The organism is Polaribacter sp. IC066, from assembly GCF_007997085.1.
Classification (GTDB): domain Bacteria; phylum Bacteroidota; class Bacteroidia; order Flavobacteriales; family Flavobacteriaceae; genus Polaribacter.
Genome location: NZ_VORR01000032.1, coordinates 33,804 through 51,506, shown reverse-complemented (window position 1 = coordinate 51,506; position 17,703 = coordinate 33,804). Strand labels below are relative to the sequence as shown.

At 34.0% G+C, this 17,703-nt stretch carries 16 protein-coding genes; 15 read left to right on the top strand and 1 reads right to left on the bottom strand.

Going from position 1 to position 17,703, the window contains the following annotated elements:
• Nucleotides 1-74 precede the first annotated feature (74 nt).
• Nucleotides 75-629: a hypothetical protein gene (locus ES044_RS11775; protein WP_147187176.1), complete on the bottom strand. Its 555-nt coding sequence runs from the start codon at nucleotides 627-629 to the stop codon at nucleotides 75-77.
• A gap of 429 nt (nucleotides 630-1,058) precedes the next feature.
• Between ES044_RS11775 and hflK the strand changes: the two genes are divergently transcribed.
• The 15 genes from hflK to ES044_RS11700 all read left to right on the top strand — a co-directional run bounded on the left by hflK (nucleotide 1,059) and on the right by ES044_RS11700 (nucleotide 17,518).
• Nucleotides 1,059-2,039: an FtsH protease activity modulator HflK gene (gene hflK, locus ES044_RS11770; RefSeq protein ID WP_147119148.1), complete on the top strand. Its 981-nt coding sequence runs from the start codon at nucleotides 1,059-1,061 to the stop codon at nucleotides 2,037-2,039.
• A complete protein-coding gene (hflC, locus tag ES044_RS11765; RefSeq protein ID WP_018944008.1) occupies nucleotides 2,039-2,974 on the top strand; it encodes a protease modulator HflC in 936 nt (311 codons plus the stop codon). Before hflK ends, hflC begins: the two co-directional genes overlap by 1 nt.
• A gap of 952 nt (nucleotides 2,975-3,926) precedes the next feature.
• Nucleotides 3,927-4,313 (top strand): DUF302 domain-containing protein, encoded by a 387-nt coding sequence (locus ES044_RS11760; RefSeq protein WP_147119162.1) that lies wholly within the window; start codon nucleotides 3,927-3,929, stop codon nucleotides 4,311-4,313.
• Nucleotides 4,314-4,558: 245 nt separating this feature from the next.
• Nucleotides 4,559-4,828: a hypothetical protein gene (locus ES044_RS11755; protein WP_147119161.1), complete on the top strand. Its 270-nt coding sequence runs from the start codon at nucleotides 4,559-4,561 to the stop codon at nucleotides 4,826-4,828.
• 179 nt (nucleotides 4,829-5,007) lie between these two features.
• On the top strand, nucleotides 5,008-5,433 hold the full coding sequence (locus ES044_RS11750; protein ID WP_147119147.1) for a DoxX family membrane protein: 426 nt from the start codon (nucleotides 5,008-5,010) through the stop codon (nucleotides 5,431-5,433).
• A 30-nt stretch (nucleotides 5,434-5,463) separates the two neighbouring features.
• Complete coding sequence (locus tag ES044_RS11745) at nucleotides 5,464-6,447, top strand: NADP-dependent oxidoreductase (protein ID WP_147119146.1); 984 nt, start codon at nucleotides 5,464-5,466, stop codon at nucleotides 6,445-6,447.
• 50 nt (nucleotides 6,448-6,497) lie between these two features.
• On the top strand, nucleotides 6,498-7,136 hold the full coding sequence (locus ES044_RS11740) for an SDR family oxidoreductase (protein WP_147119145.1): 639 nt from the start codon (nucleotides 6,498-6,500) through the stop codon (nucleotides 7,134-7,136).
• A gap of 33 nt (nucleotides 7,137-7,169) precedes the next feature.
• Nucleotides 7,170-7,592 (top strand): organic hydroperoxide resistance protein, encoded by a 423-nt coding sequence (locus ES044_RS11735; protein ID WP_147119160.1) that lies wholly within the window; start codon nucleotides 7,170-7,172, stop codon nucleotides 7,590-7,592.
• Between the two features lie 80 nt (nucleotides 7,593-7,672).
• Entirely contained in the window at nucleotides 7,673-9,619 is a 1,947-nt protein-coding gene (locus tag ES044_RS11730; RefSeq protein WP_147119144.1) for an aconitate hydratase, read from the top strand.
• Between the two features lie 336 nt (nucleotides 9,620-9,955).
• Complete coding sequence (locus ES044_RS11725; protein WP_147119143.1) at nucleotides 9,956-11,695, top strand: thiamine pyrophosphate-dependent enzyme; 1,740 nt, start codon at nucleotides 9,956-9,958, stop codon at nucleotides 11,693-11,695.
• 579 nt (nucleotides 11,696-12,274) lie between these two features.
• A complete protein-coding gene (locus ES044_RS11720; RefSeq protein ID WP_147119142.1) occupies nucleotides 12,275-13,000 on the top strand; it encodes a flavodoxin family protein in 726 nt (241 codons plus the stop codon).
• A gap of 111 nt (nucleotides 13,001-13,111) precedes the next feature.
• A complete protein-coding gene (gene egtB / locus ES044_RS11715) occupies nucleotides 13,112-14,551 on the top strand; it encodes an ergothioneine biosynthesis protein EgtB (RefSeq protein ID WP_147119141.1) in 1,440 nt (479 codons plus the stop codon).
• Nucleotides 14,548-15,495 carry an L-histidine N(alpha)-methyltransferase gene (locus tag ES044_RS11710; protein ID WP_147119140.1) on the top strand — a complete coding sequence of 316 codons (948 nt, stop codon included), beginning with the start codon at nucleotides 14,548-14,550 and terminating at the stop codon, nucleotides 15,493-15,495. Before egtB ends, ES044_RS11710 begins: the two co-directional genes overlap by 4 nt.
• Nucleotides 15,496-16,260: 765 nt before the next feature.
• Entirely contained in the window at nucleotides 16,261-16,929 is a 669-nt protein-coding gene (locus ES044_RS11705) for an FAD-binding oxidoreductase (protein WP_147119139.1), read from the top strand.
• A 217-nt stretch (nucleotides 16,930-17,146) separates the two neighbouring features.
• The gene (locus tag ES044_RS11700; RefSeq protein WP_147119138.1) at nucleotides 17,147-17,518 is read left to right on the top strand and encodes an arsenate reductase family protein; all 372 of its coding nucleotides are present in this window, start codon (nucleotides 17,147-17,149) and stop codon (nucleotides 17,516-17,518) included.
• Nucleotides 17,519-17,703 lie beyond the last annotated feature (185 nt).

The window sequence follows — 17,703 nt, the reverse complement described above, 5'->3', positions numbered from 1 at the left end:
GCACAATATTTTGCTAGAATTAGAGGATATATTACAACGCTCAAAAAAAATAAACAAAAAGTACTAGAAAATATTCAGCTTGCTTTTAGCAAAAATCCGTTCCTACCGGAAATGGCTGAATAGTTACCTTGATTGTAAGATTGATGCTCTATTTTCTTAAGCATCAGTAAATTTCCGGCTTCGTCTGCATTATAAATTTTATGCATTTTATCCTGTTCAGAATCAGACAAATCATCTTTTTTTTGAAAGGTGAGGGCATCAAGCTCTTTTTCAATAATAATTTTCTCTAATAGTTGGTCTGTTTTTTTATAAAGCCATATACAGAATTCTTTTTCGTCATATAAATTTTCAATATGATCGTAGGTTTCAATAAATAACTGATCTATAATATCATTGGGATCGTATTTGTTATTTGGTAGGGAACCTTTCTGAATAGAAGTTATGATTTTTTTAATGGTGTATTTCCTTATATTAGGTATAACCTCTGCGAGTAAATTATAAAAGAGAGCGTCATTGTCTTCTTTTTTCAGCTTCACAAGTTTTTTGAGCTTCGTAAGATTTGGTGATTTTTGTATTGCAGCGCCGTGAAGGTCTTTAGAAGTTGTATACTGAATTGCTTGGTTTTGCATTTTTACTTTTTTGGTTTTGATTATAGTCGTAAAGATGCAATTAGGTGAGGCCTCATAAAATGACGAGGGTCAGTACATAAAAATGAAATCACTGATGTACGTTATTTGAAAAATAAGAAGACATTATCAAAGAAAATAAGATGCAAACTGACCCAGGTCAGCTTCTGACTGCAAAAGTTAGCCTATTATTGGGGTAGTATTATTTTAAAGATTTTCATTAAGAAATAGCTTATAAATGTATCGGCTTTGTGCTCATAAAAACGAAAGAATGAAAAAATATCAGTCGGGAAAAGCAGTTTTGAAAAACATATCGAATGATATGAAATTAGAAGAAAATGAAATTAGAAAATATTTAAAGTAGAATCTACCATCAAATTTATGATTTGGTTAAAGATTTTACATGTATTAATGATAGTAAGATAAAAATAAATGGATAAACAAAAATTAAATTTACCTGTTCAAGTAACAAAAATATTGAAGTATTGGAAACTTCTTGTTGCTTTGCTCTTTTTAGTGCTCATTTTGTGGTCATCAATTTTTCAGATTAGCACTGAAGAAGTTGGTGTAATTACTCGATTTGGGAAGTATGTGCGACAAGTAGAACCTGGATTAAATTTTAAAATACCTGTAGCAGAAGATGTTTATAAAGTTCCGGTAGAAAGACAACAAAAACTAGAGTTTGGTTTCCGGACATCACAAGCCGGAGTAAATACTCGATATAATAGACAATCATCAAATACAAAAGATGAATCACTAATGCTTACTGGAGATCTTAACCTCGCAGAGGTGCAATGGGTTGTGCAATACAGGGTAGACAACGCTTACAATAACTTGTTCGAAGTTAGAAATCCTCAAAACACGCTGCGTACACTTTCTGAAGCTGCAATGCGACAGATTGTTGGTGACCGAACTGTAAATGAAGTACTGACGGTTGGGCGTACAGAAATAGGAAGTAAGTCTCAAGAACTTATTCAGCAAATATGCAGAGAGTATTTATTGGGTATCAAAATAGAACAAGTGGTACTGCAAGATGTGAATCCGCCAGAACCCGTAAAAGCAGCTTTTAATGCTGTAAATGAAGCGCAGCAAGAAAAGGAAACGCTTATTAACCAAGCAAAATCAGAATACAATAAAGTAATACCTAAAGCAAGAGGTCAAGCAGAAGAAACCATTCAGCAAGCCGAGGGATATGCATCCGAGCGTGTAAATAACGCAGACGGAGAAGCTGCTAGATTTACAGCGTTGTATAATGAATTTGTGAAGGCGCCCGAGGTAACAAAAAGAAGGGTTTATTTAGAAACAATGTCAAGCGTGATGCCTAAAATAGGTAATGTGGTCATCACAGATGATAAAGGCAACAATGTATTACCATTGTTACAAATGGAGATGAACAAAAAAAATATAAAATAATGAAAACTAAATCAATTTTAATTACAGCAATAGTCATTATTGCTTTGATAGGCTTAAATAGTAGTGTTTTTACTGTACAAGAAAAAGATCAGGTAATCATCACACAGTTCGGAAAGCCAGTTGGTGAAGCTATTACTACTCCTGGGATACATTACAAGGTACCTTTAATACAAGATGCTAATTATTTCGAAAAGCGTGTTATGGAGTGGAATGGTGATCCAAACCAAGTGCCAACCAAAGATAAAAAGTTCATTTTTGTAGATACGTATGCAAGATGGCAAATTACAGATCCACTTCAATTTTTTAAACGACTAACAAACGAACGGGGTGCACAATCACGTATCGATGATATTCTAGATGGAGACACAAGAGATTTTATAGCAAATAATGACATTGAAGAGGCGGTGCGATCCAGTAACAGAGTTCCTGAATCATCGGATACTGGTATTATTGGCGATTCTCTGGAAAAAATTAATGTAGGTCGAGATAAGATTCAGCAAATGATACTAGAATCAGCAAATGAACAAACAGCAGATTTAGGAATAGAGATATTAGATTTTCGTTTTAAACGGATTAATTATGTGCAAGAGGTGCAAGATCAGGTGTATGAGCGAATGAAAAGTGAGCGTTTTAGAATTGCTGATAAATTCAGATCAGAAGGTCAGGGAGAGGCTTCACGTATTAACGGTGAAAAGGAACGAGAGTTAAAAAATATACAATCTATAGCTTTTAGAGATGCTGAAATGATTAAAGGTGAGGCAGATGCCACTGCAGCCTCAATTTATGCAGAAGCCTATAATAGATCTAATCAATCGAGAAAATTGTATGGATTCCTAAAATCTATGGAGACGTTTGAAAAAACCTTTGACGAAAAAACATCCATCTTCATTTCAACAGATAGTGAGTTGTATAAATACTTGAAAAGTATGGATTAATGTTTTGTGAAAAAATAGATAAAAAATCATTGGTGTCAGATTAAAAATGTTTTTAGTTTGATAAACCCTCTTAAAATAAGGGATTCTGCGAATTTTTTAAATGACACCTTGCTTTTTTAAAAATAATTTCATCAACATAAAATAGACAATTTTATTTTAATTTGTAGCTGTTTGTTAGGTGGTTAGTGTCAAGTCTTGGTTCCCTTCCGGAAGTCAGGTTGGTTCTGAAAGCGTAGCAATATTGAGTCTTTTAACGGACAAGAGTGATAAAAAATGACATTTTTTTTGTGAGAAAATCAAATTATACGAATTAAAAAGCAGGAACCAATGAAGCAAGAAAAAGATAGTTTTAAATTTATAAAGAAAGAAAAGAACAAAACACGAGACTATTTTTTCCAAAAAAATAAAATAACAAAAATTGGATTCTATATTCTTGTAATTCTAATAGTTGCTTTATTCATAGAATTCGTTATTGTCAATACCGATTTATTTTAGCATCGTAAATTCTGATAGCAAAAATCTAGAAATGAAGCTAAATGCTATTTTTGAATTTAAGACCATTTTAAGAAGAGCTTTATTTTCCAAATATCGAATTTCTAAATACTGGTGGAATTAAATATGTCAATCGAATTTTAAAGAATGTTCTTATTAAAATTGATTCTCACGGTTTTAAGATGTTTTTGATGCATTAGATATTTAGAAATAACAAATAAAATTTCAAATTAACTAAATAAAAACAATTCGTTAAGCGGTTAAAACGATACAATTGTGATGATGATTTTGTGGTGATTATTAATACCGGTTACACTAGTATTGGGCATACTTCTATACAGTATCTCGAGAAGAGAGAAAATTCTATTGATATTCTGGACAACGGATGCTCCAAGGCGAAATCTCTAAAGAAGAATATGAAGAACAAAAACGAACATTGAACGCTAAAAGTCTAAAAAAAATGAACTATTATTTTAATAAAACAGTAAAAGGCACTTTTGAAGAGGTAATTGAAAAAGTTACAGAAGCATTGAAGGAAGAAGGTTTTGGCATTCTCACGGAAATAGATATAAAGGAAACTCTCAAGAAAAAACTTGATGTAGATTTCAAGAAGTACAAAGTTCTTGGAGCCTGTAACCCACCTTTTGCCTATAAAGCTCTGCAAGCAGAAGATAAAATTGGAACGATGTTGCCTTGCAATGTTATTGTACAAGAAATTGAAGAAGGAGTTATAGAGGTAGCAGCAATAAATCCAATCGTCTCTATGCAAGCTGTAAAAAATGAAAAATTAAATAATATTGCCAAAGAGATAACTTCAATGTTGAAAAATGTAATTGAAAAATTATAAGGCTTTTTAAAAAATAGATTAGCGACAAAATATAAAATAAACTTAAATCAAATAGTACTGAAAGACTAGTAATTATTTTATCCGCAATTAGCTTTTAAGCTTAAATAGCTGCAAACAAGAAACAAGTAATTAAGTATAAATGGAAAGCTGTGGAACCCGCATAGCGGTTTTTAATGCCATTACCCAAAGTGATGATTAGATGACTAGATTTATGCAGAATATACAAGGAAATAAAGGTACGATGAATACCAATCATAGCTATTCTTAAGAACCTAAATGCTGAAAATAAAATTGCTAATAATACACTCATTTTTACGAACAAGACCGAAAGCGATATAATTTTAAAAAAAGAATTTGATAAGATACTTGGCAAAAATTTTATCAATACGCTCACTAATAAAAAAAAAGACGGTTATGACAATCGCAGGATTGATAGTACTTTCTTAAAAAAAATAATAGATTTTAACCAGCACTTTTATGTATGTGAATCGCCAGTATTTATAGCAGCTATTTAAATAGCAATTAATAGTTTAGGTGCTAAACCTGATGCTGTAGTGTTTGAAAAATAGTCTGTGAGATTCGTTAAAACTCGTTTAACGCTTTGCTTGTTCTTATTCAGTAGTTTGAGAATTATAGAAAAAACTACTTGGATTAAAATTTTAGACGATATAAAAGCATCCAATATTAATAAAACATGATAAAAAATATAAAAACGACAACAACGCAAAACATATTCCGCATTTTACTTGCGCTATTTATGCTCTATGCAGGGTTTAGTCACCTTACTTTTAACAGAGTTGATTTTCAGTCGCAAGTTCCAGACTGGATGCCACTTAGTAAAGACCTAGTGGTAATTTTATCTGGTATTGTTGAAATCTCGCTGGGACTAGGATTAGCTCTTTGGAAAAACCAACGGGTGAAATTTGGTTGGATGCTAGCGCTCTTTTTTATTTTGGTCTTTCCAGGAAATATTGCCCAATATATGAACGGAAAAGATGCTTTTGGCGCATTAAATACCGATAGCGCAAGGTTAATCAGACTTTTCTTTCAACCAGTTCTGATAATTTGGGCTCTCTGGTCATCAGCCGCTTGGCAAACATGGAGAGATTCCAAAAAATAATAATAATAATAATAATAAAATATAATTGATATGAAAGCACTACAAATAGTAAAATACGGTAAAATTAAAGACAGTTTATCCATTAATGAGGTCGAAAAACCTTCTTTAAAACCAAATGATATTTTAGTTGAAGTTAAAGCCGTTTCATTAAATCCCATTGATTACAAAATAGTGGAAGGCAAACTGAAAGATATGATTTCTTTAAACCTACCAATTACAATAGGTTTTGATGTAAGTGGTGTGGTGATTGAAAAAGGTGCATCTGTAAACAATTTCGAAATTGGAGATGAAATATATTCCAGAGTGCCACAAGAACAAATGGGTACTATTGCAGAACTTGTAAGTGTAAATAGTGACCTAGTTGCTAAAAAACCCAAAAATAGTTCTTTCGAAGAAGCAGCCGGATTGCCATTAACAGGACTTACAGCAATACAAGCCTTGGAGAGCGTCGGCATTAAAGAGAACGATAGAATTCTTATTCACGCTGGGTCTGGAGGTGTAGGTAGCTTTGCAATTCAGTATGCCAAAGCTAAAGGAGCTATCGTATACACTACTACCAGTAGCAAAAATGTAGACTGGGTAAAAGCTTTGGGTGCTGACAGAGTAATCGATTATAAAACGGAAGACTATAAAGAAGTTGCAAAAAATTTGGATATTGTTTTTGACACTTTAGGTGATGAATACACTTTTGATGCTTTTGAAATTATTAAAGAGGGCGGAAAAGTAACTACGATAGCAGGGCTTCCTGACGAAGAAACAGCAAAACAAATGGGTATGAAAGAGTATAAATTACCCGAAAAATTATCAAAACTGATCGAAAAAAAGGCTGCTATTTATAAACTAACCTGGATGCAGCCTGATGCTGAGCAGTTAAATAGTATTAGCAAAATGGTTGAAAATGGGGATATCAAGCCTATAGTCGATTTGATTTATTCTTTTGAGGATAGCATTGATGCCTATTTATATTTAGCTACAGAAAGAGCAAAAGGTAAGGTGATTATAAGTATGTCTTAACCTATTAATAAGAAATAGAACAAATTATTAATTTTTATTAAAAAGAAATTATGAATAATGAAAAACAAAATATATTAATAGCCGGTGCAAATGGCACTACGGGAAGAATTATTGTTCAATTACTAAAAGATTCAGATATCTATCGGCCTATTGCAATGGTGAGAAAGCAGGAGCAAAAAGACCGCTTTGAACAGGATGATGTAACAGCAATAATAGCCGATTTAGAAAAGGATTTAAATCATGCTGTAAAAAATGCGGATAAAGTAATTTTTGCAGCAGGATCTAAAGGGAAAAAGGTTATCGAAGTAGATCAAGAAGGAGCCAAACAACTAATAAATGCCGCTAAAGATGCTAAAGTAAGAAAGTTTGTTATGTTAAGTTCAATGGGAGCAGATAATCCTTCTGTAAGCAAGGAACTTGAGGGGTATTTAAAAGCAAAACAAAATGCAGACGAGTACCTAAAAGCGAGTGGCTTGCACTATACAATTGTCAGACCTGGTTCACTAACGGATTTAGAAGGTACGGGTAAAATTCAGCTAAAGGAAAAATTAGAAAACTTTGGCAAGATTTCAAGAGCAGATGTTGCTCAAACTTTAGTTAAAGTATTGGAAGATGATGTAAGGAAAAATCAAGTGTTTGAAATTATAACTGGTGAGACAGTCATTCAAAACGCAGTTACTCCTCATTAAATAAAAACAAAAAGCACTTTAATTATGACAAAAATGAAAGCAATATATACAGCAGAAGTAACAGCCAAAGGTGGCCGAAATGGCCATGTAAAAAGTAATAATGATATTTTGGACTTGCAAGTAAGAACGCCTAAAGCATTGGGGGGTGCAAATGACGATTATGCAAATCCTGAAATGCTTTTTGCAGCAGGATATTCAGCTTGTTTTGATAGTGCCTTAAATTTAGTTATTAAAAAAGGTAAGGTAAAGACAGGAGAAACAACCGTAAATGCAAAAATAAGCATCGGCCAAATTGAAAACGGTGGTTTTGGTTTAGCGGCAGCGTTGGCAGTAAATATTCCAGAGGTAAGTTTAGAACAAGCACAGGAACTGGCAGAACAAGCACATCAGGTATGTCCATACTCTAATGCTACACGTGGTAACATTGCAGTAAAAATATCAGTAACCAATAATTAACAAATAAAATGTAGTAAAGCACTCTTAAACAAGCGGTTTCATAGGCTTCGTAGGACATGCAATAATTAAAATATTTAAGTATGAAAATTCAAAACCTCAGTCAAAAATTAATCAGTGCTCATCTTATTTCAGGTAAGATAAGTCCCGGAAGCGAAATCGCATTAAAAATAGATCAAGTATTGTTGCAAGATGCTACTGGCACTTTAGTAATGCTGGAATTGGAAGCGTTTAATTTAAAAAAGAGCAAAGCAAAAATCGCAGTGCAGTATGTAGACCACAATCTACTTCAAACGGATTATAAGAACATGGATGATCATATCTTTCTGCAGTCGGCCGCTGCTCGTTTTGGATTTTGGTTTAGTAAGTCTGGAAACGGAATTAGTCATGTTGTGCATATGGAACGTTTTGGAAAACCAGGGGAAACGCTGTTGGGCTCCGATAGTCATACACCTGCTGGAGGTGGTATTGGAATGCTCGCTATGGGTACGGGTGGCTTGGATGTAGCACTAGCATCGGCAGGTGAGCCTTATTACATTAAAATGCCAAAAATTATGGGTATCAAGCTCACCGGAAAGCTGCCCGACTGGATAAGTGCGAAAGATATTGTTTTAGAAATGCTTCGACGGTATGATGTGACTGGAGGAAGAGGCTATATTTTAGAATATTATGGAGAGGGTTTAAAATGTTTGAGTGCCTGGGATCGTCATGTGATAACAAATATGGGTACTGAATTAGGTGCGACCACTTCTGTTTTTCCTTCGGATGAAATTACTCGTGAATTTCTTCGAAGCGAAGAAAGAGAAGAGGATTGGGTTCAACTAGAAGCCGATGAAGGAGCAACCTACGATCATTACGAAGAAATAAATTTATCTGAATTAGAGCCTTTAATTGCGCTTCCTAGCAGCCCAGGAAATGTAGTTCCGGTAAGGGAGGTTAGCGGGTTAAAAGTATCTCAAGTCGTTATTGGCTCTTCTGCGAACCCTGGATTAAGGGATTTTTGGATTGTATCACAAATTGTAAAAGGAAATGTGATGTCTCCTCATATTTCATTTGATGTCAATCCAACTTCTCGCCAGGTTTTAGAAAATTTAATGGAAATGAAGGCTTTAGGACCACTGATTGCTTCGGGAGGAAGGCTACATCAATCTGGTTGCATGGGATGCATCGGTATGGGGCAGGCACCAGCTACTAGTACCATTAGTCTTCGAACAATGCCTCGTAATTTTCCGGGACGTTCAGGCACACTTGAAGATCAGGTGTATCTATGCAGTCCAGAAACTGCCGCCGCTGCCGCACTAATGGGAGAAATTACGGATCCGAGAGAACTCGAAACACTAAAGAATATTTCATATCCAAAATGGGAAGAACCTACCCATATGAAGATAAATAAGAAGATGTTAATTGCTCCTAACGGAGAATCTACTGAATTAATTAAAGGCCCGAACATTAAAACACTTCCCGATTTTGAAGCCCTTCCCGATGAAATGGAAATTCCTGTTTTGTTGAAAATGGATGATAATATTTCAACCGATGGAATACTAAAAGCAGGTGCTGATGTGCTGCCTTTACGTTCAAATATTCCGGAGATAAGCAAGTATGCTTATTACGCCATTGATCAAAGCTTTTATAATCGTGCTATTAAAAATCAAAAAAACTATAAAGGCTTTTGTGTGATAGCAGGTGAAAATTATGCGCAGGGTTCAAGCAGAGAACATGCTGCCCTGGCTCCCAAGTATTTGGGTCAAAAATTTACAATCGCTAAATCTTATGCTCGTATTGGCTGGCAGAATTTAATCAATTTTGGTATTATTCCTTTTGAGTTTAAAAACACGGCTGATTGGGACAAGTTGGAGCAAGGGGATGTTTTACGAATAGAAAACATTAGGGAAACCATCAAAAATAAGGATTCAATAACGGCCACTGTTGTTGGAAAAGGAACTGAAATCCAGTTAGCATTCAATATTAGTAATAGACAAATTGAAATTGTTCTAAAAGGTGGTATTATTAATTATATAAAGCAAAGATAATTATCAACTTTGTTGTTCTTACACTAAATTAGTGTCAAACTAGTCCTACATAGTTCAGGGTTAATGTTGGTTTTTTGCATGCGAAAAACCTTATAATATAAACTTTACTATGTAGAATATTCATTTGGAATTGTTTTGAAATCTGTAAGAATTACTACGAATTGACATATTTTACTTGAGCTTACGCATAGCAAAATAGCAGCTAGAAGGTCTAAATACAATAGCGACTTTCGATTCTCCTAAATTATTTTTTCATGTAAATTGTTCATTATAGAGGGGTATTAATTCATGCAAACCAAGAGTTAGTTCGTGGTTTTGCCGTCAAATAAAAAAATCATGTCTAAAAACGTATCAGATTATTTAGTAGAAATGCTCGTAAAAGCAGGTGTAAAACGTATTTATGCAATTACTGGCGATAGTTTAAACCCAGTGAATGACGCTGTGCGAAGGGATGGTAGATTACAATGGATTCATGTAAGGCACGAAGAGGCTGGTGCTTATGCTGCTTCCATGGAAGCGGAGTTAAATGGTATTGGTTGTTGTATGGGGAGCAGTGGACCAGGACACGTGCATCTAGTTAATGGATTATACGACGCCAATAGAGCTGGAAATCCAGTAATAGCAATTGCGTCTACCATACATACAGAAAAAATGGGGCTTGATAATTTTCAGGAAACACGACCTGAGTATTTATTTCAAGACTGTTCTAAATACGTGTTTTTGGCCAATACGCCCAAACAAGCAATGAATGGGTTACAAACGGCGATACAACATGCCATCAGTCAAAAAGGTGTCGCTGTTTTAGGTTTACCAGGAGATGTGGCGAGTGCAGACATTGAAGACGTGTATTCGGCTGCTAAAAATTTTTATACGGAACCTAGAGTAATACCTAGCGAGGCAGATCTTAAAGAACTAGCCAACGTTATCAATTCTCATGAAAAAGTAATGCTTTATGCTGGCCACGGATGTCGCAATGCGGTAGATGAAGTTATGCAATTGGCAGCAAAACTAGAATCACCATTGGGATACAGCTTTAGAGGTAAAATATTTTTTGAACGGAAAGACAATCCATTTGCCGTTGGCTTAAATGGTTTGTTGGGCAATAAATCGGGTTTTGAAGCGATGCACAAGGCTGATGTTTTGGTGATGCTGGGAACAGATTTTCCGTATAGCGAATTCTTACCCGAAAAATGCAAAATCATTCAAATTGATATCAAACCCGAAAGATTAGGACGCAGAGGTAAAGTGGATTATGGCTATTGTGGCGATATTAAATCTACCATCTATGAACTTTTACCAATGATAGAGAAGAAGTCTAAAACAAATTTTCTTGACCAGATGCGTAGCATGCATCAGGAGGTTGAAGAAAAGTATGATAGCTACGTCAAGGAAAAAGGAAAAGAGAAGCATATTCATCCAGAATATGTGGCTTACTTAATCGATGAAATCGCAAATGATGACGCCATTTTTACCGTAGATACTGGCATGAGTGCCGTTTGGGCTGCACGCTATTTAAAGGCTGGGAAAAATCGTTACCTCACAGGTTCATTCAATTATGGCTCAATGGCGAATGCTATGCCAATGGCAATGGGAGCAGGTCTTTCACACCCTAATAGACAGGTAATTGCTTTTTGCGGAGATGGCGGCATCACGATGCTCTTGGGCGATTTAATGACTATTAGCCAATATCAAATACCTGTCAAAATCGTCATATTCAACAACAGAAGCTTGGGTATGGTAAAGTTGGAAATGAGAGTTGAAGGGTATATCGATTGGCAAACCGATATGGTAAACCCAGATTTTGTAAAACTGGCAGAATCCATGAATATTGCTGCATGGGAAGCGAAAGAACCCAAAGACGTAGCACAAGCATTGCGCAATGGTTTTAATCATGACGGCCCTTCAATTATCAATATTTTTACCGATCCAGAAGCTTTAGCAATGCCTCCAACTATCAAGCTAGAACAGGTAATAGGAATGACCAATTCGATGGCCAAGCTAATGATGAATGGTAAAACCGCTGAAGTCATTGACATCGCTAAATCAGATTTAAAATATCTAAAAGAGCTTTTTTAAAGAATCATTTAAAGAATTAATAAATTTATGAAAGAAGGCATCAAGTTCACAGCCATAACATTTTTCATCGCTGCCGTATTGGTTGTTAGTATAATATGGCCGTTGCCCAGTTGTATTATATTTGCAACCATACTCTTGGTGATCGGTTTTTATGATATAATTCAAAAAAAGCAAAGCATTCTCAAGAACTTTCCTGTAATTGGTCAAATGCGTTATTTAATGGAAATGATATGGTTTAAAATCCATCTATTAATGGCAAGCCCATAGATCGAAATCATATATACCAGAGGGCAAAAGAGCAAAGACAAACCCATTCTTTTGGTACCGAACTTGATGTACATAATCAAAATTATAAATGGATAAAGCATAGCATCTATACATCTAAAAAATTGGAAATACCTCCGCTAGTTATCATTGGCGGCTCTGTGTACAAACAACCGTATCGTGGCAGTCTATGTAGCCCTAGAATTTTTATAAGCGAAATAAATAATGGAATGGCGGTAACAAGCAAAAATAAGGTATGAACCAATCCACACGTTGAAAATCTGTGACCTTTATAACTAATAAATTAAAATAAATATGGAAAATTTAGATTTTAGTCTTTTAAGTGCTATTTACGTGAACTGTACTTTAAAAAAATCACCAGAAAATAGTCATACAGGATCTTTAATAGAAGTTTCTAAAGCAATAATGATTAAAGAAAAAGTTAGGATTGATGAAATTAGGCTTATTGATCATGAAGTAGCTACTGGGGTATACCCAGATATGACTGAACATGGCTGGGAGATAGACGAATGGCCTTCTTTATTTAAGAGAATTATAGAAGCAGATATACTGATTATAGGAACACCTATTTGGCTTGGAGAAAAGTCTTCTGTAGCTCAAAAATTAATCGAAAGACTATACGCTATGAGTGCTAAAATGAATGATAAGGGGCAGTATATTTTTTATGGTAAAGTAGGTGGGTGTATAATAACTGGAAATGAAGATGGAGTGAAACATTGTGCAATGGGTTTATTATATGCGCTTCAACACGTAGGTTATTCTGTTCCTCCTCAAGCAGATTGCGGATGGCTAGGTCAAGTTGGTCCAGGGCCTAGTTATGGCGACAAGGAATGGAGTGGTAAAAAGTTACAAACTCCTGCTGGTTTTGAAAGCGATTTTACCAATAGAAATTCAACATTTATGACCTATAATTTACTTCACTTGGCAGCCATATTAAAGGCAAACAATGGTTATCCTAGTTATGGAAATTCACGTAAAGAATGGGATGATGGAGAGCGTTGGAAATTCGAAAAACCCTAATGTATAAGAATGCTAGATAAGTAATTTTTAAGATACATTAATAAATTTTGAAACAAGGTACAAGGCAGTAGGGTGATACTTACTATATGACAGCAATTTTAAAGATCAACTATGAAACAAGCTATTTGGAATGACACGGTAATCGCAGAAAGTGATGAAACCATCTTAATAGAAGGAAACCATTACTTTCCTGCGAGCTGTATAAAAAAGGATTTTTTTAAATCGAATGATACGCAAAGTAAGTGCCCATGGAAAGGAATTGCCTCTTATTACGATATTCTAGTAAAGGGTAAAACAAATAAGGGTGGAGCTTGGTACTATCCTAATGCATCTGACATGGCTAAAAATATCAAAGGTTATGTCGCTTTTTGGAACGAAATCGAAATAAAAAATAAACTTCAAATTTCTCTTCTTATGAAATACCAAACTACTAGGGCAAATTCTGAGGCTATTTGTGCTGCATTAGAAATTGAAGACTATGTTCCGCAATTGGTAGAATTTGCAAGCCCACCGAAGTGGCATTTAGCGCATTCTACTTGGTTTTTCGAAACGATGATTCTTCAAAAGTTTGATCCCAGTTATCAAATTTATCATCCAAATTTCTCTTTTCTATTCAATAGTTATTACGAATCGATAGGTAAAAGAACAATCCGTTCTCAAAGAGGTCATATTACTCGCCCAACAGTAAAAGAAGTGTACGCTTACCGGAAACACGTGAACGAAGCGATGTCTGTGTTGCTTAATGAAGTAGTAACCGAAGAAATAAAGCACTTGGTAGTTTTGGGAATTAATCACGAACAACAGCATCAAGAATTACTTTGGACAGATTTAAAGTTCATGCTGGGCCATAACCCGATTTTTCCAGTCTATGAGGCTAGCTATGATGATTTAAAAAGCAACAACCAATCTAAAGATTTTGTGAAGGTATTAGCAGGAAATTATAAGGTGGGATTTGAAGGGGAGGATTTTCATTTTGATAATGAAAAAGAACGTCATACTGTGTATTTAAGGGACTATGAAATTGCCGATTTTTTGGTCACCAATAAAGAATATCTAAATTTTATAGCTGACGGAGGTTATCAAAAATTTCAATATTGGCTCGATGAGGGATGGGCATGGCTTCAACAAAATGAAATCATAGCTCCGCTATATTGGATCAAGAAAAATAATGAATGGTATCAATATGCATTATCAGGACTTCAAAAAATAAATCCTGAAAATATACTTACACATGTTTCTTTCTATGAAGCGCAGGCATTCGCTAATTGGAAAAGCATGCGCTTGCCCACTGAATTTGAGTGGGAAGTAGCATCAAAGCAATTGACTTGGGGACAGCGATGGGAATGGACAAATTCCGCTTACCTTCCTTACCCTAATTATAAAACGGCCGAAGGCGCAGTTGGCGAATATAACGGAAAATTTATGATCAACCAGATGGTGCTTCGTGGGGCATCAATAGCTACCGCAAAGGGACATGAACGAAATACTTATCGTAATTTTTTCGCCCCCCAACATCAATGGCAATATTCAGGAATAAGACTAGTAAAATGATAGATACTTTTAAAACAGATGTAAAAAAAGGCTTGAGTGCCTTGCCTAAATTTTTGTCTTCTAAATATTTTTATGACGAAGCAGGAGATGCGTTGTTTGTGAAAATAATGGAAATGCCAGAGTATTATCTTACACGAGCTGAAATGGAAATTTTTACAATTCAAACAAAAGCCTTAATCAAGGCATTTGAGGTAGAAAAAGGCAGCTACTTCGAACTCATTGAATTGGGATCGGGTGATGGAAGCAAGACAAAAAAACTTTTGAAGAAGTTGGTTCAAGAAGATTATCTTTTTGACTACTGCCCTGTCGATATTTCAAAACATGCACTTGATCATTTAAAAATGGACTTAAAAAAGGAAATCCCTGCACTTCGTGTGATTCCAAAACAAGGAGACTATTTGGATATTATGGCTAATTTTAAGCAAAGTAAACACAAAAAGATAATTCTGTTTCTAGGTTCAAATATCGGAAACTTTAGCGATGAACTCGCTATGAAATTTATCCATCAATTAGGATCAAATCTAAAAAAATCAGATATTCTATTACTTGGCGTGGATTTAATAAAATCAGCTGAAATTGTATTACCTGCCTACAATGACAAAAATGGAATTACTGCCGCTTTTAATTTGAATTTATTGAAAAGAATTAATAAAGAGTTGGTAGCCAACTTTGACTTAAACAAATACAAACATACTGCGGAGTATAACGAAGAAGAAGGTGTTTCTAAAAGCTATTTAGTTTCGCTAGAAGAGCAAGAGGTTTACATTAATAGCCTTAAGGAATCCTTTTACTTTAAACCAAATGAAAAGATTCACACCGAAATCTCAAGAAAATATAATGATGATGTGATTAATCAGATTGTTTTAAATACAGACTTTCAGGTCAAGACAAAGATAATTGATGCAAAAGCCTATTTTGCAGATTATATATTAGAACGATTTTGATGGGATTCTGTATTGAAAAGTGGTTTCCGACTTTATAATCCGTATTGTTAAATAAGGCACGTTGTCTTGCAAGATGGTAACTATTAATCTGTGCTTAAATATATAGGAAGAAAAAAATTAAGAAAACCAAAGCAGAGAATGATTTATGTTTCCTCTTTAGGTATAAATCAACTAAAATTGTTGATTCTTATTTCTGCTTGGCAGAATAGCATTCATTAAATCTGTAATCTAGTAATCAATTTAATACAAATTAAAAAACAAAGAATTATGAATGTAAAAATCGAACATGACAGAGAAAATAGTAAGTTTTAAACAACTATAAATATTTAAAATATCTTTTTTAAGATACTTATTTAAAGTTTTTAAAAAAGCTATAAAAAAGAGATGTTTTACAATACAAATTAGTTAAAAATACTGGCAATTAAATAGTTAAGTTAATAACATAATAAGTAAAATAGTATATAAAAAGCAAGAGTTCTTCCATATGTTTCATTGCAAATACCGCTGTATATTAGAGTTTAGTAATCGTTATTACAAAGTTATAATTTGATTCTTTTAAAAAATCATTCATGAATAAAGACAGCCATATAGCACTATTCGTTTTTCTAGATTATACTAAAAAAAATAGTAGCATCAATTTAACAGATAAAATCAAAATTACACGCGGTGAAAACATAACAGCTTTATTTATTTAATAAAGATCTAGAAAAGGCTTCTAATAGAGTAAAGTTAAATTAATAACAATAGAAAAAAAATTTAAAAAGTATGAAAAATCACATTGTAAAAATTATTAGTACTCAAATCGTAACACATGATGTAATGCGTTTTACTGTTGAAAAACCAGAAGGATATACATATACTCCAGGTCAGGCGACTCAAGTTTCCGTAAATACTCTTGCGCTTAAAAATGAAAAGAAACCCTTTACTTTCACCAGTTTAAATAATCAGAAGCATCTTGAGTTTATAATCAAAATTTATAACAGTCATAACGGAGTTACTAAAGAATTGGGGAAATTAAAAGCTGGTGATGAACTTATTATTCATGATGTCTGGGGTGCCATTAAATACAAAGGTAAGGGTGTTTTTATTGCAGGAGGCTCAGGTGTTACGCCATTTATAGCAATTTTTCGGCAGTTATATTCTGAAAATAATATCGCTAAAAACAAACTTATTTTTACAAACAAGACAGAGAGTGATATCATTCTAAAAGAAGAATTTAATGAGATGCTTGGCAAAAGTTTTATAAATATACTCACTGATGAGAACAAAGATGGCTATGAAAACTCTAGGATTGATATGGCTTTCTTAAAGGAAAACATCACAGATTTTACACAAAACTTTTACATTTGCGGACCTCCGGAATTTGTCGTGGATATTTCTGAAGCACTTAAAAGTTTAGGTGCTAAAACCGATGCTGTGGTATTTGAAAAATAATTAGTAAGTCAAATTTAAATATAACAATGTAATACGTTGTTAAAAGACAGGCTGCCATTATTATGTTTATAATTTTCTGAAAAGAAAAAAGGCAATTAACAAAAAATATATTTTGCTAATCTTATAAGGGTAAAGAGCAAAATTATGTACAGAATCCATTAAAAACTATTTGGTGTTTTACACCAAAAGTTATAACATTTAATAAGAAATACAGACTATGATATTAGCGAATACCAATAAAGAGATAACACTGATTTATAATTCTGAAGAACATATAGGACGACAAATTATGGCCTATGCTCACACAGAAAACATACTTATTCATGATATAGATTTAAAACACATGAAATTAACCCCCACGCAATGGGCTGAATTGGCATCTAGATTAAACATTGATGTTCACGAGTTAGTGAATACCGAAAACCCTAATTTTTTTAAAAAATTTGGACAAGTAGATGATTTAACCGGACAAGATTGGTTAAGTCTTTTGGCGCATAATCCTGATATATTAAAGGCACCTATTGTGATGAAAGGTGCTAAAATAAGTATGATGACGAACCCACAAGAAATGCTTTATTTCCTTGAATAAAACAGCGAACATCAGAGACACCTTGTTCGAAAAATACGCCTTACTTTTTTTTATAAAGAAAATTATTTCAAAAAACGTTTAACAGGACTTATTTTGCCATATTCTAGTTTAAGACCATTTTAGGCTGTTCAAAATAATAATATCATTATTTAGTGTATCTAAAAGGCGATATCAAGAAGCTAATT